The sequence below is a fragment of the Arthrobacter sp. 9MFCol3.1 genome, from assembly GCF_000620385.1.
GTDB lineage: Bacteria > Actinomycetota > Actinomycetes > Actinomycetales > Micrococcaceae > Arthrobacter.
Window position 1 is genome coordinate 106361 of record NZ_JIBJ01000005.1, and the last position, 23762, is coordinate 130122.

21 protein-coding genes are annotated in these 23762 nt (G+C 68.0%); 16 read left to right on the forward strand and 5 right to left on the reverse strand.

Annotated features, from left to right (window positions below; genetic code table 11):
- Positions 1–3 precede the first annotated feature (3 nt).
- From C560_RS0105695 to C560_RS23795, 3 genes are all read left to right on the forward strand, one after another.
- Positions 4–1398 carry a geranylgeranyl reductase family protein gene (locus tag C560_RS0105695; RefSeq protein WP_026537469.1) on the forward strand — a complete coding sequence of 465 codons (1395 nt, stop codon included), beginning with the start codon at positions 4–6 and terminating at the stop codon, positions 1396–1398.
- A gap of 9 nt (positions 1399–1407) precedes the next feature.
- Positions 1408–2508, forward strand: coding sequence for a polyprenyl synthetase family protein (locus C560_RS0105700; RefSeq protein ID WP_026537470.1), 1101 nt, complete (start codon positions 1408–1410; stop codon positions 2506–2508).
- A gap of 768 nt (positions 2509–3276) precedes the next feature.
- Complete coding sequence (locus tag C560_RS23795; protein WP_026537471.1) at positions 3277–3513, forward strand: endonuclease domain-containing protein; 237 nt, start codon at positions 3277–3279, stop codon at positions 3511–3513.
- A 175-nt stretch (positions 3514–3688) separates the two neighbouring features.
- On the opposite strand, the gene C560_RS0105710 is transcribed toward C560_RS23795, so the two are convergent.
- Both C560_RS0105710 and C560_RS0105715 read right to left on the reverse strand, forming a co-directional pair.
- Positions 3689–4117 carry a hypothetical protein gene (locus C560_RS0105710; protein WP_026537472.1) on the reverse strand — a complete coding sequence of 143 codons (429 nt, stop codon included), beginning with the start codon at positions 4115–4117 and terminating at the stop codon, positions 3689–3691.
- A 20-nt stretch (positions 4118–4137) separates the two neighbouring features.
- Entirely contained in the window at positions 4138–4803 is a 666-nt protein-coding gene (locus tag C560_RS0105715) for a trimeric intracellular cation channel family protein (RefSeq protein ID WP_026537473.1), read from the reverse strand.
- 61 nt (positions 4804–4864) lie between these two features.
- On the opposite strand from C560_RS0105715, the gene C560_RS21335 reads away from it, so the two are divergent.
- From C560_RS21335 to C560_RS0105775, 12 genes are all read left to right on the forward strand, one after another.
- Positions 4865–5611 (forward strand): sirohydrochlorin chelatase, encoded by a 747-nt coding sequence (locus C560_RS21335; RefSeq protein ID WP_043422649.1) that lies wholly within the window; start codon positions 4865–4867, stop codon positions 5609–5611.
- A 131-nt stretch (positions 5612–5742) separates the two neighbouring features.
- A complete protein-coding gene (locus tag C560_RS0105725; RefSeq protein ID WP_026537474.1) occupies positions 5743–7488 on the forward strand; it encodes a nitrite/sulfite reductase in 1746 nt (581 codons plus the stop codon).
- Entirely contained in the window at positions 7485–8195 is a 711-nt protein-coding gene (locus tag C560_RS0105730; RefSeq protein ID WP_026537475.1) for a phosphoadenylyl-sulfate reductase, read from the forward strand. The genes C560_RS0105725 and C560_RS0105730 overlap by 4 nt, the downstream gene beginning before the upstream one ends.
- Positions 8192–9232 (forward strand): sulfate adenylyltransferase subunit CysD, encoded by a 1041-nt coding sequence (gene cysD / locus C560_RS0105735; RefSeq protein WP_231494279.1) that lies wholly within the window; start codon positions 8192–8194, stop codon positions 9230–9232. The genes C560_RS0105730 and cysD overlap by 4 nt, the downstream gene beginning before the upstream one ends.
- Complete coding sequence (locus C560_RS0105740) at positions 9232–10668, forward strand: sulfate adenylyltransferase subunit 1 (RefSeq protein ID WP_026537477.1); 1437 nt, start codon at positions 9232–9234, stop codon at positions 10666–10668. Before cysD ends, C560_RS0105740 begins: the two co-directional genes overlap by 1 nt.
- A 282-nt stretch (positions 10669–10950) precedes the next feature.
- The gene (locus tag C560_RS0105745; protein WP_026537478.1) at positions 10951–12129 is read left to right on the forward strand and encodes an ABC transporter substrate-binding protein; all 1179 of its coding nucleotides are present in this window, start codon (positions 10951–10953) and stop codon (positions 12127–12129) included.
- A 44-nt stretch (positions 12130–12173) separates the two neighbouring features.
- The gene (locus C560_RS0105750; RefSeq protein WP_018775157.1) at positions 12174–12899 is read left to right on the forward strand and encodes an ABC transporter ATP-binding protein; all 726 of its coding nucleotides are present in this window, start codon (positions 12174–12176) and stop codon (positions 12897–12899) included.
- Positions 12889–13827, forward strand: coding sequence for an ABC transporter permease (locus tag C560_RS0105755; RefSeq protein WP_026537479.1), 939 nt, complete (start codon positions 12889–12891; stop codon positions 13825–13827). The genes C560_RS0105750 and C560_RS0105755 overlap by 11 nt, the downstream gene beginning before the upstream one ends.
- 200 nt (positions 13828–14027) lie before the next feature.
- Positions 14028–14324, forward strand: a complete 297-nt coding sequence (locus tag C560_RS0105760; protein ID WP_026537480.1) for a putative quinol monooxygenase — start codon at positions 14028–14030, stop codon at positions 14322–14324.
- A 143-nt stretch (positions 14325–14467) separates the two neighbouring features.
- Entirely contained in the window at positions 14468–15754 is a 1287-nt protein-coding gene (gene cobA, locus C560_RS0105765; protein ID WP_026537481.1) for a uroporphyrinogen-III C-methyltransferase, read from the forward strand.
- A gap of 89 nt (positions 15755–15843) precedes the next feature.
- Positions 15844–17322: an FAD-dependent oxidoreductase gene (locus C560_RS0105770; protein WP_026537482.1), complete on the forward strand. Its 1479-nt coding sequence runs from the start codon at positions 15844–15846 to the stop codon at positions 17320–17322.
- 171 nt (positions 17323–17493) lie between these two features.
- Entirely contained in the window at positions 17494–18495 is a 1002-nt protein-coding gene (locus tag C560_RS0105775) for a DNA topoisomerase IB (protein ID WP_026537483.1), read from the forward strand.
- Positions 18496–18519: 24 nt separating this feature from the next.
- On the opposite strand, the gene C560_RS0105780 is transcribed toward C560_RS0105775, so the two are convergent.
- Positions 18520–19101 carry a hypothetical protein gene (locus C560_RS0105780; RefSeq protein ID WP_026537484.1) on the reverse strand — a complete coding sequence of 194 codons (582 nt, stop codon included), beginning with the start codon at positions 19099–19101 and terminating at the stop codon, positions 18520–18522.
- 112 nt (positions 19102–19213) lie between these two features.
- Positions 19214–20074, reverse strand: a complete 861-nt coding sequence (locus tag C560_RS0105785; protein WP_051533029.1) for a DUF1206 domain-containing protein — start codon at positions 20072–20074, stop codon at positions 19214–19216.
- Between the two features lie 262 nt (positions 20075–20336).
- Here C560_RS0105785 and C560_RS0105790 point away from each other — a divergent pair, with 262 nt between their 5' ends.
- Entirely contained in the window at positions 20337–20873 is a 537-nt protein-coding gene (locus C560_RS0105790; protein WP_026537486.1) for a hypothetical protein, read from the forward strand.
- Between the two features lie 105 nt (positions 20874–20978).
- On the opposite strand, the gene C560_RS0105795 is transcribed toward C560_RS0105790, so the two are convergent.
- Positions 20979–23747 (reverse strand): cation-translocating P-type ATPase, encoded by a 2769-nt coding sequence (locus C560_RS0105795; protein ID WP_043422652.1) that lies wholly within the window; start codon positions 23745–23747, stop codon positions 20979–20981.
- Positions 23748–23762 lie beyond the last annotated feature (15 nt).

Below are 23762 nucleotides of genomic sequence, written 5' to 3' on the forward strand. Positions count from 1 at the left end.
GCTGTGAATGTACTGATCGTCGGGGCGGGCCCGGCCGGATCCACCGCCGCCTACTACCTTGCCAAAGCCGGCATTGACGTCACGGTGCTGGAGAAAACCAGCTTTCCGCGCGAGAAGGTCTGCGGCGACGGACTCACCCCGCGCGCGGTCCGCGAGATCCAGAAGCTGGGACTCGCCCATCCTGAAACCGACGGCTGGCGGCGGAACAAGGGCCTGCGCCTGATCGCCGGCGGCCGCACGATCGAACTGCCCTGGCCGGAGGTGGCCGACTTCCCGCAGTACGGGCTGATCCGGACCCGGCTCGGCTTCGACGAACAGCTCGCCCGCCATGCCCAGTCCGCGGGCGCCGTCGTGCTGGAACGCCACAGCGTCACCGAGGCGCTGCGCTCCGAGGACGGCCGGGTGACCGGCGTGCGCGCCGCGCTGCTGGACAACTCCGGGCGCAAGACCGGCGAGACGCGCGACTTCAGTGCCGACGTCGTCCTCGCCGCCGACGGGAACTCGACGCGCACCGCCGTCTCACTGGGCATCGGCAAGCGCGACGACCGGCCGCTCGGCGTGGCCGTGCGGACCTACTTCACCTCGCCGCGGCACGAGGACGACTGGATGGAAGGCTGGCTCGAGCTTCCCGGCCGCGACGGCAAACTCCTGCCCGGCTACGGCTGGGTGTTCGGCGTCGGCGACGGCACCTCCAACGTGGGCCTGGGCATCCTGAATTCCTCGAAAGACTTCGGCAAGCTGGACTACAAGCAGGTGCTGCGCGAATGGACCGCCGGCATGCCCGCCGACTGGGGCTTCACCCCGGAGAACCAGGTGGGCGAGATCCGCGGCGCCGCACTGCCCATGGGCTTCAACCGCACCCCGCACTATTCCCCGGGTCTGCTGCTCCTCGGCGACGCCGGCGGCATGGTCTCCCCGTTCAACGGCGAGGGCATCTCCTACGCCATGGAGTCCGCCCGCTTCGCGGCCGAATTCATCGCCGACGCCGCTGCCCGGTCCGCGTCCGCCGGCTGGGGGTCCGGGACGGAGGCCGCCAGGGCCGCCGACGCGCACCTTGCCCGGTATGCCGACTACGTGCGGCAGCAGTGGGGCTCACACTTCACGCTGGGCCGGGCGTTCGCCGCCCTGATCGGCAAGCCGGCCGTCATGAAACTGGCCCTCCGGACCGGCATGCCTGTCCCCGTGCTCATGCGTTTCGTGGTGCGGATGCTGGCCAACCTCACCGATCCTGCCGCCAAGGGTTTCGAGGACCGGGTCATCCGGGTCCTGGAGTCCCTGGTTCCCGCCACGTCCAATCAGGCACTGTCCAACAAGGCACTGTCCAACAAGGCCGCATCCACCACGGACAGTGTTCCGCGCTCCGGCACCAACTCCGCGGTTTCCGCAACAAAAAGTTAGGGTTAACCCGTGACCAACTCTGCAGACCAAAGCTGGACGCACGCCGGACACGGCCTGCCGAGCGCTGAACCCAGCCTCAACACCACCGCGATCGCCACCGGACTCCAACTGCCGGCAGGCTTCTCGGCCATTGCGGGCGACCCCGAGCTGGGCCCCGCGCTCACCACCAACCTGGCGCGCGTCGAGAAGAAGCTGCGCGAAGCCATCGCCAACTCCGATCCCCTGGCTGACGCAACGTCGCGTCACCTCGTGGAAGCCGGCGGCAAGCGCATCCGGCCGCTGCTGACCCTGCTGTGCGCCCACCTCGGCGACGCCTCCCTGCCCGCAGTGGTGCAGGCCGCCGTCGTCGTCGAACTGACGCACCTCGCCACCCTCTACCACGACGACGTCATGGACTCCGCGCCGTTCCGCCGGGGGGCGCCGACGGCCCACGAGGTTTGGGGCAACTCCGTCGCGGTCCTGACCGGCGACCTCATCTTTGCGCGCGCCTCCATCCTGGTCTCGGAGCTTGGGTCCCGGGCGCTTGGCATCCAGGCCCGCACCTTTGAACGGCTCTGCCTGGGCCAGCTGCACGAGACTGTGGGACCGCGCCCGGACGAGGACCCCTTGGCGCACTACCTCTCCGTCATCGCGGACAAGACCGGCTCGCTCGTGGCCGCCTCCGGGCAGCTTGGCGCGATCTTCTCCGGCGCCGACGAAGCCTACGAGCCCATCCTGGTTGAGTACGGCGAGAAGGTGGGCGTGGCCTTCCAGCTCGCCGACGACGTCATCGACGTCACCGGGATTAAGGTCAAGTCCGGCAAGTCGCCGGGGACCGACCTGCGCGAAGGGGTCCCCACCCTGCCCGTGCTGCTGCTGCGCAACGCGGCCCGCGACGGCGATCAGGCCGCCGTCGAACTGCTGACGCTGATCGACGGCGACCTCAGCACGGATGAGGCCCTGGCCGCCGCCGTGGCCGGACTCCGGGAACACCCCGTCACCGCACAGTCCTGGGTGGTGGCGCGCGCCTGGGCCGATGAGGCCATTGCCGCCCTTGCCCCGCTGCCCGAAGGCGTCGTGAAGGCCTCGCTGACCAGCTTTGCCCACGCCGTAGTAGACCGCAGCAGCTAAGTCCCCGGCCTCCGCGTATAGCCAGACCGGCCGCTGAGCCTTCAGCGCCGTCCCGGCCGTGCCTCCGGTTTAGGCCGGCCGCTGAGCCGTGCCTCCGGCTTAAACGGAATGGCCCCGGTTCCTCACAACGTTCGAGTCGTCCGTTGTGCCGAACCGGGGCCATTTCTCCGTTCGCATCAGATCCACCGGAGGCATTTGGTGAACCCAAGAAAGAGCATATGACAGTTATGTCATAGAGTCTAGACCTTTTTGTAAATTTGTCGTCATAAGATTTCGATTCCTTTCCGGACGTTTGTCGCGCTGAGTTTCCCCGCCTTTGGCCGGACAACTGCGGGACACGCCGGCCGGTGGCGGGACACGCCGTCGGACCCCGTCAAAAGCGAGGGATATGAGCGGCGCGGATGGTGCGGAGTTGTCCACATGACCGACGTTGTTGCCGCCCGGGGTGTGATGCGGCCTGTGTGCTTGCTCCATGGACGTCAAGGGCTATCTGGAATTCGCCGGCTCGGTTGCCCGCACGGCTACGTTGCTGCAGGCCGGCTTTACGCCGAACGGGATCCGCACTGCCGTGGCTGCCGGGGAAATTCGTCGCCTCCGCCATGGCGTGGTGGCGCTGCCCGGTGCGCGGCGGGATTTCGTGGCTGCCGTGCTCGCGAACGGCATGCTCACCTGCGCCTCCGCCGCGCCGTTCCAGGCACGGCTGACTCGGCGATCGAGGTCGTTGCCAGGCTGCTCTTCAGGAGCCAGGGAATCTATACCCAGACGCAGGTGTACCTGCCGGGGATCGGCTTCGTGGACTTCCTGCTTGAAGGATTTCTGATCGTGGAGATCGACGGGAGCACCCATCTTGAGCGCGCGCAGGTCAAGAAGGACCGGGGGCGGAACAACGCCAGCACCCTGACCGGCTACGCCGTCCTCCGGTACGGGTATCACGACGTCGTTCACAACCCGCAGAAAGTGGTCGATGAGGTGCGGCAGGTGCTGCGCGGCAGGGTCATCCGCTGAAGTTCCCCACGTATGAAATTACGACGCCGCAGAACGCCGGCGGTTCCGCTGGACACTCCGGTGGGGGACTCCAAGCAAGGGGAGAATCGGCGCTCCGGGCTGTCGATGCCGGCCGCAGGAGAGCCGGGGGACGACGGCGGCAGGAGGGCCCGGCCAGGGCGGTAGCCGAGAAGGCCTAGTCCTCGTCCTCGTCGTTGAAGGCCCACTCGAACATGTCGAAGACGAATTCGGAGAAGGTCCCTTCCTCGCTCTTCCACTGGCCGCGGGCGTTGTTGCGGCGGTACACGATGGGATCCGGGATGCTGAGGTCCCCGACGCGGAAGCCCCAGGTGAACTGCTCTTCCTCGTCCTCGAGGAACATGAGGAAACCCTCGTCATCTACTTCGAGCTCTTCGGGGTCCCAGAAGTAGTGGTAGGCCTCCATGATGTCCTCGCAGCCGCCAACGGCCAGGTAGAACTCGCGCAGGACCAGCGGGACCTGGAATTGGTGTTCGGCGAGGGCGGCGTCGAGCTCCCCGGCCGGGAGGCCATCTTCTTCCTGCCATTCGTCTTCGAGATACTTCGGGACAAGCGCGCGGAATTTCTCGAGGAACATGTCAGTCATGGTCTTATCCTAGCTAATCCTCAGCGGTCGTTTTCCGCGGTGTCCAGGCCCAGCCGGTGCCAGCCGCGCACCGCCAGCGGAACGTACCAGTGGCGCCGCCAGGCCGTGACCCGGAAGGCGAAGACAACCCCGGCGACGGCGCACGCGGTCACCGCGGTGAAGGTCCCCGTGAGGGACAGGATCACTGTCGACGCCGACCCGGCGAACGCCGGCAGTGCGTACAGATCCTTGGGGTCGAAGAGCTGCGGCACCTCGTTGGCGGTGATATCCCGCAGCAGGCCGCCACCTACCGCCGTCGTGACACCCAGCAGGACGGCAGCCACAGGATTCATCCCCGCGGCCAGGGCCTTCAGTGTGCCGGTGATGCAGAACAGGGCCAGCCCGCCGGCGTCGAACAGGACCAGCAGCGACGTGAAGCGCTGGACGCTGGAGAACAGGAAATACACCAGCACCGTGGCAAACAGGGGCGGCGCCAGATACGCCGGGTTGGTGAACGCGGCGGGCGGACCTGCGTTGATGATGATGTCGCGGATGACGCCGCCGCCCAGGCTCACCACCGAGGCCAGGAGCAGCGAACCGATGATGTCGAACTGCTTCCGCGCCGCGAGCAGCGAGCCGGAGACCGCAAAGAAGAACACGCCGGCGAGGTCAAGCCAGACCAGGACAAGGCTGAAGGAGAAGGTCATGAAGCGTCCCGGTCGATTGCAAGGGGGCGGATAGGGCGGCTCCAAGGTTACGCTAGCGGCTATGAATACCCCCATCCTGATCGCCTGCGCCCACGGCACGTCGAGCCCGCAGGGGGCAGCGGAGGTCAATGCGCTCCGGGACGGCATCGCCGGGCTCCGTCCCGGGCTGGACGTCCGCGAGGCCTACGTCGACGTGCAGGACCCGGACCTGCCGGCCGTCGTGGCGGGGCTCCCGGCGGGGGAGACCGCCGTCGTGGTTCCGCTGCTGCTCAGCGTCGGGTACCACGTCAAGGTGGACATCGCCAGCGCCGTGAAGAGCCGGCCCAACTCCCTGGCCGCGGCGCCGCTGGGTCCGGATCCGCGGCTCGCAGGGCTGCTGGATGCGCGGTTGCGCGAGGCCGGGGTAACGGACAACGACGCCGTCGTCCTCGCCGCCGCCGGTTCCTCCGATCCCGGAGCCGCGCAGAGTGTCGAGGAACTCACGGAACAGCTCCGCGCCCTGCGTTCCAACCGGATCGTGGCCGCCTACGGCGCCTCCGCCAAACCCTCGGTTCCCGACGCCGTCGCCATGCTCCGCGAGGAGGCCGCCGGCGGTGCCGGTGCGGGGGAGTCGGCAGGAGCGGTGGACCTTGGCGGACGGGTGGTCATCGCCTCGTATCTTCTGGCGCCCGGCTTCTTCCACGACCAGCTGGCCAAGGCCGGCGCGGACCTGGTGACGGCGCCGCTGCTGCCCTCGCCCGTCCTCGCCGAAATTGCCCTCGAACGCTACGACGCGGCGCTGGCGGGGTCATCGCAACCCCTGCCCTGACGGTCCGCGCAGATGCACAGCCAGTGGTCGACTTCAAGGGTTTCCGGCGGTTCGTGACGAAATGTTGCCCTAGGTGACTCCCCGTTTCTGACCCTTTGTGACGGGATTACGGCCGCCCCTACAGTCGATGCATGACTGATACAGCTCTAGCCGGAGCGTCCACGGACGAGGCTGCCGCCGGCCGCACCAAGCGCCCTTCCCGCCCGGCCGCAAAGCCGCACGGGCAGTGGAAAGTGGACGGCACCACGCCGCTGAACGCCAACGAGACCTGGAAACAGGAAGACAACGGCCTCAACGTCCGCGAGCGTATCGAGTCCGTCTACTCCAAACACGGCTTCGACTCGATCGACGGCACGGACCTGCACGGCCGCTTCCGCTGGTGGGGGCTTTACACCCAGCGCAAACCCGGGATCGATGGCGGCAAGACTGCCACGCTTGAACCGCACGAGCTCGAAGACAAATACTTCATGCTCCGAGTCAGGATCGACGGCGGTGCGCTCAGCACCGAGCAGTTGCGCGTCATCGGCCAGATCTCCGTGGACTTCGCCCGCGACTCGGCCGACCTCACGGACCGCCAGAACATCCAGCTGCACTGGATCCGGGTCGAAGACATGCCCGAGATCTGGCGCCGGCTCGAGGGCGTGGGGCTGTCCACCACGGAAGCCTGCGGCGACGTTCCCCGCGTGATCCTCGGCTCCCCGGTGGCGGGCATCGCCAAGGACGAGATCATCGACCCCACGCCGCTGATCCAGGAACTCGCCGAGCGGTTCATCGGCGATCCGGAACTGGCCAACCTGCCGCGCAAATTCAAGACCGCCATCACCGGACACCCCAGCCAGGACGTGGTGCACGAGATCAACGACGTCGCCCTGGTGGGCCTGGTCCACCCCGAACTCGGTATCGGCTACGACCTCTGGGTGGGCGGCGCGCTCTCCACCAACCCCATGCTGGGCAAGCGCCTCGGCGCCTTCGTCCGGCCGGACCAGGCCGCCGACGTGTGGCTCGGCGTCACCAGCATCTTCCGCGACTACGGCTACCGGCGCATGCGCACCAAGGCCCGCCTGAAGTTCCTGCTGGCCGATTGGGGACCGGTGAAGTTCCGCCAGGTCCTCGAGGACGAATACCTCGGCTACAAGCTCGCCGACGGCCCGGCCGCCCCGAAGCCCTCCACACCCGGCGACCACATCGGCGTCCACGAACAAAAGGACGGCAAGTTCTTTATCGGCGCCACCCCGCTGGCCGGCCGCCTCTCCGGCAGCCAGCTGGTCAAGCTCGCGGACACCCTGGAGGCCCGCGGCTCGCAGCGCCTGCGCACCACCCCGCACCAGAAGCTCGTGGTCCTCGACGTGCCCAAGGACGAGGTGGACCCGCTCGTGGCCGAGCTCGACGCGCTGGGCCTGTCCGCCCGCCCGTCCGTGTTCCGGCGCGGCACCATCGCCTGCACCGGCATCGAGTTCTGCAAGCTCGCCATCGTGGAAACGAAGGTGACCGCGGCGACGGCGGTCGCCGAACTGGAACGCCGCCTGGCCGACCTCGCCGAGAGCAAGCAGCTGCCCCAGGCGCTGTCCCTGCACATCAACGGCTGCCCCAACTCCTGCGCCCGGATCCAGACGGCGGACATCGGCCTCAAGGGCATGATGCTGCCAACGCCCGACGGCGACCCCACCCCCGGCTTCCAGGTCCACCTCGGCGGCGGGCTCGCGTCCGACAGCCGCGAGGAGGCAGGCCTGGGCCGCACCGTCCGGGGCCTCAAGGTCACGGCCGGAGAACTGCCCGACTACGTTGAACGCGTGGTCCGCAAGTTCGTCGCCGACCGCTCCGAGGGCCAAAGCTTCGCCGAGTGGGCCTTCGCCGCGGACGAGGGTGATCTTCAGTGACCGCAGTCCTCCGCACCCACGATGAGCTCAAGGCCCTCGCCGAGGCCGGTGCCGCCGAGCTCGGCTGGGACGCCCCGGCCCGCGACGTCATTGCCTGGGTGGCCCGCAATTTCGATCTGCCGACGGTCGCCGTCGCCTGCTCCATGGCGGATGCGGTCCTCCCGGCGCTGGTCGCGGACCAGCTTCCCGGCGTCGACGTCCTGTTCCTGGAGACCGGCTACCACTTCCCGGAGACGCACGCGACACGCGACGAGGTGGCAGCCAACCTGCGCGTCAACGTCGTGGACGTGCTGCCGGAGAACACCGTGGAGCAGCAGGACCGGCTCCTGGGCAAGGACCTCTTCGCCCGCGACCCCGCGCAGTGCTGCGCCCTGCGTAAAGTGGCGCCGCTGCGCCGCACCCTGGCCGGCTACGAGCTCTGGTTCACCGGGGTCCGCCGCGACGAGGCCCCCACCCGCACCAACACGCCGCTGGTCACCTGGGACGAGGCCAACGGCCTGGTCAAGGTCAACCCGGTGGCGGCGTGGTCTTTCGACCAGCTGGTGCAGTACTCCGACGACAATCTTCTTCCCGTCAACCCGCTGCTTTCACAGGGCTACCCGTCCATTGGCTGCCAGCCTTGCACCCGCAAAGTGGCGCCCGGCGACGACCCCCGCGCCGGACGCTGGGCAGGAACCGACAAGACAGAATGCGGACTACACGTATGAGAACTCAAATCACCAACGAGGACCTGGAGCTGTCGGTGCTGGACCACGACGCAGCTGAGACGCCGGTTGCCGCCCCAGGAGTGGCATCGGGCCTGTCGGAGCCGCGCGGCGCAGGGGCGGGGGCGGCAATCGGCGTCGCAGCCACACGACTCTCCAGCCTGGACACCCTTGAGTCCGAGGCCATCCACATCATCCGCGAGGTGGTCGCCGAGTTCGAGAAGCCTGCCCTGCTGTTCTCCGGCGGCAAGGATTCCGTGGTGATGCTGCACCTGGCCACGAAGGCCTTCTGGCCGGGCAAGGTGCCGTTCCCGGTGCTGCATGTGGACACCGGGCACAACTTTCCCGAGGTCATCGACTTCCGCGACCGCACCGTGGAGCGGCTGGGCCTGAAGCTGGTCGTCGGCTCCGTCCAGGAATTCATCGACTCCGGTGAGCTGGCCGAGCGTGCCGACGGCACCAGGAACCCGCTGCAGACCGTGCCGCTGCTGGATGCGATCCAGCGCAACAAGTTCGACGCCGTCTTCGGCGGCGGCCGCCGGGACGAGGACAAGGCCCGGGCCAAGGAACGGATCCTGAGCCTGCGCGACGAGTTCGGCCAGTGGGACCCCCGCAACCAGCGGCCCGAGCTGTGGAACCTGTACAACGGCCGGCACACCGTGGGCCAGCACGTCCGCGCGTTCCCGATCAGCAACTGGACCGAACTGGACGTGTGGCGCTACATCGAGCGCGAGAACATCGAGCTGCCGGGCCTGTACTACGCCCACCGCCGCGAAGTCTTTGCCCGCGACGGCATGTGGCGTGCCGTCGGCGAGGTCTCCCAGCCGCGCGAACACGAGGAAGTCATCACCAAGACCGTCCGCTACCGGACCGTCGGCGACATGTCCTGCACCGGCGCCGTGGAATCGGACGCCGCCACGGTGCGCGACGTCGTCATTGAGGTTGCCGCCTCCACCATCACCGAACGTGGCGCCACCCGGGCCGATGACCGCATCTCCGAGGCCGCCATGGAAGACCGCAAGAAGGACGGCTATTTCTAATGAGCACGGAAACGTTTCTCCCGGGCCCGGACCTGGTCTCCGCGGCGCTGCCCACCACGCTGTTCCGCTTCGCCACCGCAGGCTCCGTCGACGACGGCAAGTCCACCCTGGTTGGCCGGCTCCTGCACGACTCGAAGGCGATCCTCGCCGACCAGCTCGACGCCGTGGCCCGCACCTCCGCGGACCGCGGGTTCGGCGGTGAAGGGGCCACCGGCACACAAGCGATCGACCTGGCGCTGCTGACCGACGGCCTGCGCGCGGAACGCGAGCAGGGCATCACGATCGACGTCGCCTACCGCTACTTCGCCACGGACCGGCGCAGCTTCATCCTCGCGGACTGCCCCGGGCACGTGCAGTACACCAAGAACACGGTGACTGGCGCGTCCACCGCGGACGCCGTCGTCGTGCTCATCGATGCCCGCAAGGGTGTCCTGGAGCAGACCCGCCGGCACCTGTCCGTGCTGCAGCTGCTGCGGGTGGCGCACGTGATCGTCGCCGTGAACAAGATCGACCTCGTGGACTTCAGCGAGGACGTGTTCCGCGCGATCGAGGCGGATGTCCAGCAGGTCGGGCGCGAACTCGGGCTCGGTTCCGATGGCGTGGCGGACCTCCGGGTCATCCCCGTGTCCGCGCTCGACGGCGACAACGTGGTCGATGCCTCGGAGCGCACCCCGTGGTACGACGGCCCGGCGCTGCTGGAAGTCCTCGAGACGCTGCCGGCCGCGGACGAACTCGAAAGCCACCTGGAGAGCTTCCGTTTCCCGGTCCAGCTGGTGGTCCGGCCGCAGGGCGCGCTGGCTCCGGATGCCATTGCCGGCGGCCTCGATCCGGAGGCGTACCGCGACTACCGTGCCTATGCCGGCCAGATCACCGAAGGCTCGGTCAAGGTGGGGGACCAGGTCAGCATCCTGACCCCGGGCCAGGAGCCGCGCACCACCACCGTCGCCGGGATCGACTTCGCTGGCCGCGAGCTCGCCGAGGCGGCAGCACCGCAGTCCGTGGCCCTTCGCCTCGCAGATGAGTTCGACGTCGCCCGCGGTGACACGATCGCGGCGGCGGGGACCGCCGGTGGCAAAATACCGGAGAGCAGCGCAGACCTCTACGCCGCGCTGTGCTGGCTCTCGCCCAAACCGCTCCGGGAGGGCGCCAAGGTCCTGGTGAAGCACGGCACCCGCACCGTCCAGGCCCTGGTCCGGAACGTGACGGGCAAGCTGGACCTCGCCAGCTTCGGCCTGGAGCCGACCACCACCCTGGAGCTGAACGACATCGGGCACGCCCAGCTTCGGCTCGCCGCCCCGCTTCCGCTGGAGAACTACCTGCACCACCGCCGCACCGGGGCGTTCCTCGTGATCGACCCGCTCGACGGCAACACCCTCGCCGCAGGCCTGGTCAACGACCACCCCGGCGACCACGAGGACGAGCGCTACTCGATCTAGGCCACGTGTCACACGGGCGCAGCTTGTTTCCCGGTCGGCCGCCATTGGCGGTGGTCCGGGAAACAAGCTGCCCTCATTTGGGGCCGAATGTGACGCTGCGTGAACCCGCGTGACCCCCGGTTTCCGGGCCGTTGAACCCCGAATATGACTCTCCCTATGGTGAATGAATGAAGACACAGGAACGGTTCCCCGGCCTCCCCCGCAGGGACTTCCAGGGGCGATGTCGCCGGCGCTGACCATCCGCCCGGCCCTTCCGCACACCCCCAGAACAGGACTTCACCCATGTCACACACCCCCGAAAACCCCGGGCCCGGCACGCAGCCCGGCACCACCCGGATCGTCGCCGGCGAGACCGGCAAACCCAAACGCAAGCGCACCCTGGAGATCGCCCTCGTCGCGGGGCTCGTGCTCCTGATCGGCGCCGGCGCCGCCGTGGCATCCTCGCTGTCCCGCAGCCCGGAAACCGCCCCGGCAGCGGCCGCAGCGGACGCCGGCCCGGCCACCGAGCTCAAGCTCGGCTACTTCGGCAACATCACCCACGCCCCGGCCCTGGTGGGCGTCAACAAGGGGTTCATCGCCAACGACCTCGGGGCGACCAAGCTCAGTACACAGGTGTTCAACGCCGGCCCGGCCGCGATCGAGGCCCTCAACGCCGGCGCCATCGACGCCACCTACATCGGGCCCAACCCCGCCATCAACTCCTACGTCAAGAGCAACGGCCAATCCATCAGCATCATTGCCGGCGCAACGTCCGGCGGAGCGCAGCTGGTGGTCAAACCCGGCATCAACTCGGCCGCCGACCTCAAGGGCAAGACGCTCGCGTCGCCGCAGCTCGGCGGCACCCAGGACGTGGCCCTCCGCGCCTGGCTCGGCAAGCAGGGGTTCAAGACCTCCACGGACGGCAGCGGCGACGTCTCGATCAACCCGACCGAGAACGCGCAGACCCTCAAGCTGTTCCAGGACGGCAAGCTCGACGGCGCGTGGCTGCCCGAGCCCTGGGCCTCCCGCCTGGTGCTCCAGGCCGGCGCGAAGGTCCTGGTCGACGAGAAGGACCTGTGGGAGAAGGGCGAGTTCGTCACCACCGTCCTGATCGTCAACAAGACGTTCGCGGCCGAGCACCCTGCCACCGTGCAGGCGCTGCTGAAGGGCCATGTCGAATCCGTGGACTGGCTCAACGCGGCGCCCGCCGCCGAGAAAGCCACTGTCCTCAATGACGGACTCAAGGCAGCCGCCGGCAAGGCGCTGCCGGCCGACGTCATCGACCGGTCCCTGAAGAACATTGTCTTCACCACCGACCCGCTCGCCGGGACGTACAAGAAACTGCTCCAGGACGGCGTCGACGCCGGCACCACCAAGCAGGCCGACATCAACGGCATCTTCGACCTCACGGCGCTCAACAGTGTTCTGGGCGAGAGTGCGGCCGGCAAGAAGATCTCCGCCGAAGGGCTCGGCAAAGAGTAGCTCCCTGGCCTCCAGCCACCCGCCACAACAGTAAGGACCAGACCATGCCAGTCGTACTGGAACACCTGGGCAAGCGCTTCGGCGCCGGCGCCCCGGTGCTGGACGACGTCAACGCCACCATCGGGCAGGGCGAGTTCGTCGCCCTGCTCGGTGCCTCCGGCTGCGGCAAGTCCACCCTGCTCAACATCATGGCGGGACTGGAGGCCCCGACGTCGGGGGCCCTGGAAGTGCCCAGCGACGGCGCCGCCTTCATGTTCCAGGACGCGGCACTGTTTCCCTGGCTGACCGCGCGGGAAAACATCGAGCTGGCCCTTAAGCTCCGCGGCGTCGGGAAGGCTGACCGCCGGGTCAGGGCGGGGGAGTTGCTGGACCTGGTGCACCTGGGCGGGGCGGGGGACAAACGTCCCCACGAACTTTCCGGCGGGATGCGCCAGCGCGTGTCCCTGGCCCGGTCGCTGGCCCAGGACCGCCAGTTGCTCCTCATGGACGAGCCGTTCGCGGCCCTGGACGCCATCACGCGGGACCTGCTCCATGACGAGCTGGAACGCATCTGGAAGGAAACCGGCCGGACCATCGTCTTCGTCACCCACAACGTCCGCGAGGCCGTCCGGCTTGGCCAGCGCGTGCTGCTGCTGTCCTCCCGGCCCGGCCGCGTGGTGCGGGAATGGCACGTCAGCGAAGAGCACCGCACCGACGCCGGACTGGCCGGCCAGCTCACCGGCGAAATCACCGCCCGGCTACGCGAGGAGATCCGCCGCCATGCCAAGTAACCAGCTACCCGTGGCGGACGCCCCGGCCGAGACCCGCAAAGTCCACGCAGCGCTGACCCGGTCCTCCACCGGCAAGGAAGATCTCCGCGAGCTCGAAGCGGGCCTCGATTCCCTGCAGTCAGACTCCATCCGCAAGGTCCGCATCGACTGGAGCCGGATCCTGTTGCCGGTGGCTGCGCTCGCGGTGCTGATTATCCTGTGGCAGTTGTACGTCTCCCTCGGCTTCAAGCGGCGCGACGTCGTGCCCGGCCCCCTGGATGTCGTAGGCCAGGTCGGAACCTTGTGGAGCGAGGGCAAGCTTCAAGAGGCCGTCTGGACCTCGCTGCAGCGCGGCGTCGTGGGCTTCTTGATCAGCGTGGTGATCGCGACGCCGGTGGGCCTCGTGCTGGCCCAGGTGGCACCGCTGCGCCGCGCGTTCGGACCGCTGATCTCCGGGCTGCAGGTCCTGCCGTCGGTGGCGTGGGTGCCGGCCGCCATTCTCTGGTTTGGGATCACGGACGCCACCGTGTATTTCGTGGTGTTCATGGGTGCCATTCCCTCGATCATCAATGGCCTGATCTCCGGTGTGGACCAGATTCCGCCGCAGTACCGCAGCGTCGGAAAGGTCCTGGGTGCGTCCCGGCTCCAGCTGGCCCTGCAGATCATCCTGCCGGCTGCCCTGCCCGGGTACCTCGGTGGCCTCAAGCAGGGCTGGGCGTTCTCGTGGCGCTCGCTCATGGCGGCGGAAATCATCGCCGTCGGCGGCACCATCGGCTTCGGCCTGGGCTCCATGCTGGACCAGGGCCGCGTCCTGTCCGATATGACCATCGTCATGTCCGCGATCCTGCTGATCCTCGCCGTCGGAATCCTGATCGAACTGCTCGTGTTCGCCCCGATTGAAAAGCGGCTGCTCCGCCGCCGGGGCCTCCTGGCCGGCAGCACCCGCTAGGCCCCACCACCCAGCCCCACCAAGACAACGCGGGGTCACTTACGGCCGATATCCCTTGGGTTTATCGGCCGTAAGTGACCCCGCGTTGCTTTTGCGATGACTCCTTGCCCGGGCACGGGCACAGGCCTACACTCGCGCCTAGAGGCCGGGTTGCGGCCCCTTCCGCGGCTGATGCAAAGCCCGATTCCTAGGAGGTCGCTGTGGCAGCAAAATTTGGCGTGCTGGCCCTGGTCGAAGCCAAAGCGGGGAAGGAACAGGACGTCTGGGACTTCCTGAACGGAGGGCGGGAGATCGTGTTCAACGAGCCCGGAACGCGAACCTGGTATGCCTTCCGCGTCAACGAGAACACCTTCGGCATCTTCGACACCTTCGATACCGAGGAGGACCGGCAGGCCCACCTCAACGGGGCCATTCCTGCCGCACTTGGCGAACACGGTCCCGCCCTGCTCGCCAAGGATCCCGACATCAAACTCATCGAGCTCATCGCCGTGAAGTAGGCCCCGGCCTGTGCTCCCAGCCTGACCAGTTGAGCCCGGATGAGCCCACGGGAGCCCGCAATTATGTGACGCGGCGTTACCTTGCGTGAACTGGTGTTGCCGCACCGTTGTTCCGCTATGTGACGCCGCCCTATCGTCGATGCATGGCAATTCAGGACATTTACCCCACGGCGCTGCGCCTCCTCGGCCGTCCCGTGCTGGTGGTCGGCGCCGGACCGGTGGCCACCCGGCGCACCAGGGGCCTGCTCGACGCCGGAGCCCGCGTCACCGTCGTGGCACCGGTCGCCTGCCCGGCGATGGCTGAACTCGCCGACGCCGGCCTCCTGAACTGGGAGCCCCGCCCGTACCGCCCCTCCGACGTCGACGGTGTCTGGTTTGTCCAGACCGCCACCGGCGACGCCGCCGTGGACGCCCAGGTCTCTGCGGACGCCGAGGCGCAGCGCATCTGGTGCGTTAACGCCTCCGACCACGAAGCGTCCGCCGCCTGGACGCCCGCCGTCGCCGTGGTGGACGACGTCAAGATCGCCGTCAACGCCGGTGGAGACCCGCGCCGCGCCATGGCCCTGCGGGACGCCGTCGCCACCGCCCTGGCCACCGGAGACCTGCCGCTGCGCCGGCACCGTCTTTCCGGGAGGGGGGCAACTCCCGGATCCGTGGCCCTCGTGGGCGGCGGCCCCGGCGACACCGGACTCATCACCGTCCGCGGCCGCCGGCTCCTTGGCCAGGCTGACGTCGTGGTGGCGGACCGGCTCGGCCCGCGTGGACTCCTGGCCGAACTGGCCCCCGACGTCCGCGTGGTGGAGGTCGGCAAGACCCCCGGCCACCATCCGGTGCCACAGTCCGAGATCAACCGGATCCTGGTCGAGGAAGCCCTGCAGGGCCACCGCGTGGTCCGGCTCAAGGGCGGCGACCCCTATGTGCTGGGCCGCGGCGGCGAGGAAGCCGAATTCTGCCGGCAGCACGGCGTCGAGGTTGAAGTGGTTTCCGGCGTCACGTCGGCCATTTCCGTCCCAGCCGCCGCCGGCATCCCGGTCACGCACCGCGGGCTCGCCAAAGGCTTCAGCGTGGTTACCGGCCACGAGGAACTCGCAGAAGTTCCGGCCCGTGCCGACCACACTGTGATCCTGCTCATGGGTGTGGGCCAGCTGCGCGATTCCGCGGCCTCCCTGGCCCGCGCCGGTTTGCCTCTTCAGACGCCTGTTGGCATCGTAGAGAATGGATACCTGCCAAACCAGCGGGTGACCATCGGAACCCTCGGGACCATCGCGGACCAGGCGGAGGCCGCAGGCGTAGCGAACCCCGCCGTGATCGTGATCGGCGACGTGGTCCGCGTCAGCCCGTTCGCGCCGTCGCACTTCAAGACCGCGGACTACAGCACCACCTCCCCGAACGCTCCCCGCACCACCAAGACCCGCGTACTGACCCCCTAACACCCGTCGATTGCTCCATAACTGCCGTTATCAAGCCCCAAAAGGGCGTTTGTGGAGCAACGGATGCAGAAGAAAAAAGGAACACAGCCGTGTCAACTAGCACCCCCGTAGGAACCGCCGCCCGCCCGCTGCGCGTCGCCGTCGTCGGCTCCGGTCCCGCCGGCGTCTACGCCGCGGACATTCTGACCAAGAGCGAGGCCGTCAAGAGCGGCGAGCTCACTGTCAGCATCGACCTCTTCGACCGCTACCCGGCACCCTACGGCCTGATCCGCTATGGCGTGGCCCCCGACCACCCCCGCATCAAGGGCATCGTCAACGCCCTGCACAAGGTCCTGGACCGCGGCGACATCCGGTTCTTCGGCAACGTGGACTACGGCACGGACTTGTCCATCGATGACCTCCGCGCCCACTACGACGCCATCATCTTCGCCACGGGCGCCATCAAGGATGCGGACCTCAACATCCCCGGCATCGAGCTCGAGGGCTCGTACGGCGGCGCCGACTTCGTGTCCTGGTACGACGGGCACCCCGATGTGTCCCGCGAATGGCCGCTGGAGGCCAAGGAGATCGCCGTGATCGGCAACGGCAACGTGGCCCTCGACGTGGCCCGCATGCTCTCCAAGCACGCCGACGACCTCCTGGTGTCCGAAATCCCGGACAACGTCTACGCCGGCCTGAAGTCCTCGCCGGTCACGGACGTGCACGTGTTCGGCCGGCGCGGGCCGGCCCAGGTCAAGTTCACGCCCCTGGAACTGCGCGAACTCTCCCACTCCAAGGACGTGGACATCATCCTCTACGCCGAGGACTTCGAGTTCGACGCCGAATCGGACCGGCAGATCCAGAGCAACAACCAGACCAAGACCATGGTGGGCACCCTCACCAACTGGATCGCCGAGCAGCCCGAGGACCTCTCCGAGCTCACCGCGTCCCGCCGGCTGCACCTGCACTTCCTGCACAGCCCTGTCGAGATCTACGGAGAAAAAACAGACGACGCCGGGACCCACGGCCGCGTCGCCGGGATCAAGTTCGAGCGCACCGAACTGGACGGTACCGGCAACGCCCGCGGGACCGGCGAGTTTGTCGACTACCCGGTCCAGGCCGTGTACCGCGCCATCGGATACTTCGGCTCCGCCCTCCCCGAGGTCGAGTTCGACCACAGCAAGGGAGTCGTCCCGAACGACGGTGGCCGCGTTCTGGACGCCGCCGGCAGCCACGTGCCGGGGCTCTACGCGACCGGCTGGATCAAGCGCGGGCCGGTGGGACTGATCGGCCACACCAAGGGTGACGCCCTCGAAACCGTGACCTACCTGCTCGAGGACCGCGAGAACCTGCCGGTGGCCGCGTCGCCTGCTCCCGAGGCGATCGTCGAGCTCCTGGCGGGCCGCGGCGTCGAGTACACCAGCTGGGAAGGCTGGCTGGCCCTGGACGAGCACGAACGCGCCCTCGGGGAAAAGGCCACCGCCGCCGGCGGGTCGCACGGCGTCGCCGTCCAGCGCGAACGCATCAAGGTGGTCCCGCGCGAGGACATGGTGGAAATTTCCCGCGGCGGAGTGGCCGCAGAGGTCTAAACGCCCGCCTCGCAACTGCAACGCGGGGTCACTTCGCGCCCATAATCCCCTCCGGGACGGGCGCGAAATGACCCCGCGTTGTGTGTTAACGGCGCAAACCCGCCGGGTAGTCAGTAGGCTTACCGTCATGAATGAGCAGCGCATGCAGACCCCCGGCACAGGATCGGGCCAGTGAGGCTCCGCCACAGCAACGCGTCCGGCCGCGGATACCGCAGGGTTCCCACCGGCACCGGGTTCAGCTACAAGGACCTGGACGGCTCCACCCTGCCGCCGGGCCCCGTGCGGGAACGGCTCGAGGGCATCGGGATCCCGCCGGCCTGGACGGACGTCTGGATCGCCCCGTACGACAACGGGCACATCCAAGCCACGGGCGTCGACGCGGTGGGCCGGCGGCAGTACATCTACCATCCGAGCTGGCGGGAACGGAAGGACCGGCTGAAGTTCGACCGTTCGCTCCAGCTGGCCGAGACCCTGCCGACCGCACGCCGCCTGGTGACCATGGACCTGCGCTCTGAAGGCCTGACCCGGGAACGCGTGCTGGCGGCCGCCTTCCGGATGCTCGACAGCGGATCGCTGCGCGTCGGCTCGGAGCGCTACACCAACGAAAACGGCAGCCACGGCCTCGCCACCCTGCTCTGCGCCCACGTCAAGGTGCGCAAGAACGAACTCCGGCTCAGCTTCCCGGCCAAGAGCGGCAAGACCTGGGAGTCACGGATCGACGACGCCGACCTTGCCGCCGTCGTGCGCCAGCTCAAGCGCCGCGGCGGCAACGCCCGGCTGCTGGCCTACAAGGACGGCCGCAAGTGGCATCCGGTGTCGAGCGCGGACATCAACGAGTACGTCAAGGAGCGCACGGGGGAGGACTTCACCGCGAAGGATTTCCGCACCCTTCGTGGGACGGCGGCGGCAGCGGTCAGCCTGGCGCAGAGCGGCCCGCAGGCGAAAGTCTCGGCCCGGAAGAGCGCGGTGAGCCAGGCCATGCAGGACGCGGCCGCGGTCCTGGGCAACACGCCGTCAATCGCCCGGAAAAGCTACGTGGATCCACGGCTGCTGGACCACTTCGCGGCGGGGGAGACGATCGACCCGAGGCGGCTGGATTCCGCCGAGTCCGAGATCCGCGCCCTGCTGTACCAGGAAGGCGACGTGGTGCCGCTGCGGAAGGCCGCGGGCTAGTACCCCGGCGGCGTTGGCAGCACCTCAGAACTCGGCGTTGATGAACCCGATGACGATCGCCGTCCACCAGCACAGCTGCGAGATCACCAGGCACAGCAGCAGATGGACCCGTTGCCCGACGGCCAGGTCCTTGAACGAGGCATCGGGCGTCAGCCTGGCCAGCCGCCGCATGAGCGGAATGAGCATGATCCCGTTCAGGCTGAGCACAAGGACGGCGGCGAGCTTGAGGTCCGTCATCGGGTTGTTCAGGTGCGGGTTCAGGAACACGCCCGTGGCCAGCATGCCGGCCAGGCCGCCCCAGATCAGCGGTGTCGCCGCACCATCGAGCCTGATAGTTTCGGCCAGGTCGCGTCTGCCGATCAGCCACAGGAAACCGTGCCAGTCCACCAGGACGACGGCGCCAAAGGCCACCACCATCGACAGCACGTGCAGCACGACGGCCACATGGTGGACAAAGGTGTCGACATGGACCGCGGTGGACAACGTGACGGACAGCAGCCAGGCCGCAGCGGCCGCGGCGGACAAGGCGGCAACGAGCCGCCGCGTGGACCGCTCAGATTCACGGTGCCGTCGGAGGGTGCGTCGGCTCACCGGAACGTAACTCATGACATACCTCTGCGAGACCTGCCGCCGGTGGCCGTCCCAGCCCGGCCCGGGGTATGTCCACGATAGTCCCGCGGGCGGATGCCAACAAGAAAATCTCCACCCGGACCTGCGGCTACATCCGGCCGAAGCGCGCCCGGACCAGCGCGAACACGCCGTAGGCAATGAACCCCGCCCCGATCGCCAGGAGCAGGTACGGGCCGAAGGGGTGGTCCCTGAGCGCCTTGAGGCTGCCGTCCAGGCCGGTGGAGGAGCCGGGGTTGTTAGTCGCCGCGGCGATGACGAAGAGCAGCCCGGTCAGGATCAGGGCCAGCCCTTTCGACACGTGGCCGGTGACGCCGAGCACGCTGATCAGCTTGCCGCGGCGGGTCCCTTCGAAATGCTGCAGTTCCTCCTTGAACTTCTTCCCGAAGCCCTTGACGATGAAATACACGCCGATTCCCATGATGGTGAGCCCGAGGCCGACCAGGGCCGGGACCCCGAACGGTGACTGGACCAGCGCGGTGCTGAAATCCCGCGTCGAGTCGCCCGAATCGCCGCGCTGGCCGAGCCCGAAGCCCGCGAAGCTCAGCCCGACGCTCCCGTACGCAATGGCAAGGAAGCCGGAGGAAATGAGTTTGCCCAGCTGTTCCCGGCGCGGCAGGTGGCGGCCCCGGAGCGTCGCCTCGCTCAGCTGCCAGAGCGCGAGGCCCGCGCAGGCGATGCAGGCCGCCCACATCACGGCCGGCCCCCAGGGGTTGGCGGCGAGTTGTTCGATGGCGCCGGTGGGTTCGGCCTGGCCCGGCGCGCCCAGGACCAGGGCGACGGCGATGGATCCGATCACGATATGAAGCACTGCCATGACGGCGAATCCCGAACGTGCGACGACGTCGAGCACGGTACTGTTCGACGCCGCCTCCGCAGTGTCGACGGCGTCGCCGATGGCGGCTTCGATCCCGGACTTTTCTTCTGCCACGTTGATGCTGCCAAACCTCATCTGGTCCGGTGGAACGGTGTTGTGCCCCGGCGGTGCCCCGGCGGTGCCCCGGCGGCGTGCCGGTGGTGTGCTGGTGTGCCTGCGGTGGTGTGCCTACCCGCCGATTCTACGCGCGGCGAAGCGGCAGCCCCGTGGACTACCGCGTTTTTGGTAAGTGTGCTTACCATAGCCGGGTCATGGCCCCGCTCGTGGACATGCCGCGGGCCGGCAGCCTTGCTGCCCCTGCGATTCGGATTCGAAGACAGACGATAGGAAGCTCAACATGGCAGGTAATCTTGTTGCCCGATCCATTCACGACCTGACGGCAGCCGCCTGGTTCGGCGGTTCCCTGATGGGCGCCATTGGGCTCAACGGTGCTACTGCTGAAGCCAAGGACCCGGCGGAACGTACCCGCCTCTCAAGCCTGGGCTGGAAGAAGTGGGCGCCGTACCAGACGGCGGCGTTTGGGGCGCATTTCCTTTCGGGCCTCGCTGTCATGTGGGAGAACAAGGGCCGCATGGCCAAGCAGGACAGCGTCACGCGGCTGAGCGTCTACAAGTCCGTCGTCACCCTCGCCGGTGCCGCTGTGACCCTGTACGCGGGCCTGCAGGGAGCCAAGGTCGAAAAACTGGCCGCCGAGGGCGCCAAGGGTGCCACCGAGCCGAAGCCGGGCGCCTCCGAGGAACTCCGTTCCGCGCAGCAGCAGCTCAAGATGCTTCAGTGGGCCATCCCCGTGTTCGCCGGCTGGGTGATTGTTCTCGGCGCCAAGCACGGCGAGATGCAGCGCCCCAAGAACGTCCTGAAGGGCCTCGTCCGCTAGCTCCGGCACAACCCGGCGCAACCCGGTAAATGCCACTGGTACGGGCCGGAACATCGCGTTCCGGCCCTTACCAGTGGCAGGTCCGCTCACACCGGAACAGGGCACTCACGCCGGAACAGGGGGAGCCGAGACTGCGGCCCGGCTCTTCGATTCCCGGGCCCGCAGGATGATCTTGAACAGTTCACCGAGGAACAGCAGCACCACGCCCGGCACCAGGCAGAGCAGCCACTGCTGGCCGGTGAGCGGCTCGGTGCCGAACAGGTCCTGCATCACCCTCATCTGGGTGATCAGCATCGAGCCGAGGACGGCCCACGCGAACGCCCAAAGCAGCTTCGGGTTGGACACCGTGGCGGGCCCGAAGGCGCTCTCGGTCGGGTAACGCAGATTGAGCGCCACGAAGATGTTCATCAGCCCCAGCCCCACCACGGCCATGGTCTGGCCGACCTCCAGTGACCCGTAGGTGGTCTTGCCGATCTGCACGAGGATCAGCGTCGCGGCCGCCATGAAAAGCCCGACGACGAACAGGCGCACCATCATCGACCGGACGAGGATCGGCTGATTGAAGGGCCGGGGCTTGCGGTCCATGATGCCCGGCGTCGCGAGATCCAGGCCCATCACCGCCCCGATCGGGGCGACGATCGCCATGTGGATCCACAGCACCTGGGCCGGACTGAGCAGGGCCGTGCCTGCGATGGCGAACGCCGAGGACCCGATGAACGCCAGAATGAACATGAACAGGTTGGCGACCTGGATCCGGATGAACTTCTGCAGGTTGTCGTACACGAGCCGGCCCTCTTCGACCGCCGCGACGATGGTGGCAAAGTTGTCGTCAGCCAGGATCATCTTGGCCGCGCCCTTGGCGACGTCGGTGCCGGTGATGCCCATCGCGATCCCGATGTCGGCCGCCGCGATCGCCGGGGCATCGTTGACGCCGTCGCCGGTCATGGCGACGATGTTGCCCTTGCGCTTGAGCACCTCGACCAGCCTGACCTTGTGTTCGGGGGCGACACGGGCAATCACGCCGATCCCGTCCACCTGGCTGTCGGCCTCCGCGTCGCTCATGGCCGCGAACTCGGCCCCGGTCACCGCGCGGCCCCTGATGCCCAGTTCCTCGGCGATTGCCGCAGCCGTGACGGCGTGGTCGCCCGTGATCATCCGGACCCGGATGCCGGCGTGCTTTGCCTTGGCGATGGCGGCCACCGCCTCGGCGCGCGGCGGATCCACCTCGCCGATCAGCGCCGAAATCTCCAGGTCCTGCATCAGCGCCATCAGGTCACCCGAAGGCTGGAACGTCGCCGGATCGAACTCGCGCTGCGCCAGGGCGAGCACCCGCCTGCCCTGGCTGGCAATGCGATCGTTCTCGGCAAGCACCTTGCCCCGCATTTCGTCGGTGAGACGCTCGGAGCGGCCGCCCGGCATCCGGCCGAAAGAGGACCTGCTCAGGAGGACGTCGGGTGCCCCCTTCACGTAGGCCCGGATCACGGGCCTGCCATCGGCCCCCGGCATCCGGTGGAACGTGGCCATGAACTTGTAATCGGAATCGAACGGTACCGACGCCACACGCGGGTTGTTCCGGCGGAATTCCCTGACGTCCACGCCGCCCTTCTGCGCGAGCACGTACAGTGCCGCCTCGGTGGGGTCCCCGACCACCTCGCCGTCGTTGATATCGGAGTCGTTGCACAGGGCGCAGGAGTACATCACGTAGTCCAAATCCCGCTCGGCGTCGCCGGTGGTCCGTTGAATCTGGCCGTCGAAGCTGTAGCCCTCACCGCTGACGGTGTAGTGGTGCTGCACTGTGGTGATCTCGCGAACCGTCATCTGGTTCAGGGTCAGGGTGCCGGTCTTGTCCGAATTGATGGCCGACGTGGAGCCCAGGGTCTCGACCGCAGGGAGAACCTTCATGATGGCGTTCTTCTTGGCCATATTGACCGACCCGACGGACAGGATGGTGGTGACGACGGCGGGCAGCGCGTCCGGGATGGAGCCGACGGCCAGCGCCACACCGATTCCGAAGAGCACCGCGAAGGACTCGCCCGAGGCCAGGCCCATTACGACGATGGCGATAAACGCGAAGAGGGCCGCGACAATGATGAAGATGGTGAGCCGGTCCACCTGCTTCGTCAGCGGGGTCTTCTCCGCCTTCTGTCCGGACAGCATGTGGGCGATGTGGCCGACCTCCGACCCCATGCCGGTGGTGGTGACGAGGATTTCGCCGTGGCCCCGCGTCACGTTCGTGTTCATGAACGCCATGTTCAGGCGGTCGCCGATGCCGACGTCGTGCCGGCCGATGGTCGCCGTGTCCTTCTCGACGGCGACGCTCTCTCCGGTCAGGGCGCCCTCCTCGATCTGGAGGGTTGCCGCCAGGATGATCCGGCCGTCCGCGGGGACTCGGTCACCGGCGTCGACCACCACGATGTCGCCGGGGACGATCTGTTCGGCGGGGAGCTCCACAACGTCACCGTCGCGGCGCACCTTGGCCATGGCCTTCATCATCTGCCCCAGGGAGGCGGCGGCTTCCTCGGCCTTGCCCTCCTGGTGGTATCCCAGCCACGCGTTGAACAGCGTCAGCAGGGCCAGACCAATGGCGGTTCCGTATTCCGCGATCAGCAAGCTGACCAGGGCGGCGACCACAAGGACGATCTGCATGTAGTCCTGATAGTGCTTGAAGAACCGTTTCCACACCGGCTCCTGCTTTGCGGCGGCCAGGGCGTTCGGGCCGTACTCCTGCAGCCGCTGCTGCGCCTCTCCCGTGCTCAACCCGCCAGCCGGATCCACCTTCAGCTCGGCCGCCACTTCCGCCGGCGCCAGCGCGTACCAGCTCGCGTCCGCCTCCGCCGGGGCCACCCCAGCTACTGCTCCGGGATCGTCGCTCATGACTTCCTCCTCATC

Bases quoted from the DNA above. Each gene is read 5' to 3' on its own strand.
- C560_RS0105710 (WP_026537472.1), bottom strand. From the start codon at position 4,117: ATGACTGACATGTTCCTCGAGAAATTCCGCGCGCTTGTCCCGAAGTAT.
- C560_RS0105715 (WP_026537473.1), bottom strand. From the start codon at position 4,803: ATGACCTTCTCCTTCAGCCTTGTCCTGGTCTGGCTTGACCTCGCCGGC.
- C560_RS21335 (WP_043422649.1), top strand. From the start codon at position 4,865: ATGAATACCCCCATCCTGATCGCCTGCGCCCACGGCACGTCGAGCCCG.
- C560_RS0105725 (WP_026537474.1), top strand. From the start codon at position 5,743: ATGACTGATACAGCTCTAGCCGGAGCGTCCACGGACGAGGCTGCCGCC.
- cysD (WP_231494279.1), top strand. From the start codon at position 8,192: ATGAGAACTCAAATCACCAACGAGGACCTGGAGCTGTCGGTGCTGGAC.
- C560_RS0105740 (WP_026537477.1), top strand. From the start codon at position 9,232: ATGAGCACGGAAACGTTTCTCCCGGGCCCGGACCTGGTCTCCGCGGCG.
- C560_RS0105745 (WP_026537478.1), top strand. From the start codon at position 10,951: ATGTCACACACCCCCGAAAACCCCGGGCCCGGCACGCAGCCCGGCACC.
- C560_RS0105750 (WP_018775157.1), top strand. From the start codon at position 12,174: ATGCCAGTCGTACTGGAACACCTGGGCAAGCGCTTCGGCGCCGGCGCC.
- C560_RS0105755 (WP_026537479.1), top strand. From the start codon at position 12,889: ATGCCAAGTAACCAGCTACCCGTGGCGGACGCCCCGGCCGAGACCCGC.
- cobA (WP_026537481.1), top strand. From the start codon at position 14,468: ATGGCAATTCAGGACATTTACCCCACGGCGCTGCGCCTCCTCGGCCGT.
- C560_RS0105780 (WP_026537484.1), bottom strand. From the start codon at position 19,101: ATGAGTTACGTTCCGGTGAGCCGACGCACCCTCCGACGGCACCGTGAA.
- C560_RS0105785 (WP_051533029.1), bottom strand. From the start codon at position 20,074: ATGAGGTTTGGCAGCATCAACGTGGCAGAAGAAAAGTCCGGGATCGAA.
- C560_RS0105790 (WP_026537486.1), top strand. From the start codon at position 20,337: ATGGCAGGTAATCTTGTTGCCCGATCCATTCACGACCTGACGGCAGCC.
- C560_RS0105795 (WP_043422652.1), bottom strand. From the start codon at position 23,747: ATGAGCGACGATCCCGGAGCAGTAGCTGGGGTGGCCCCGGCGGAGGCG.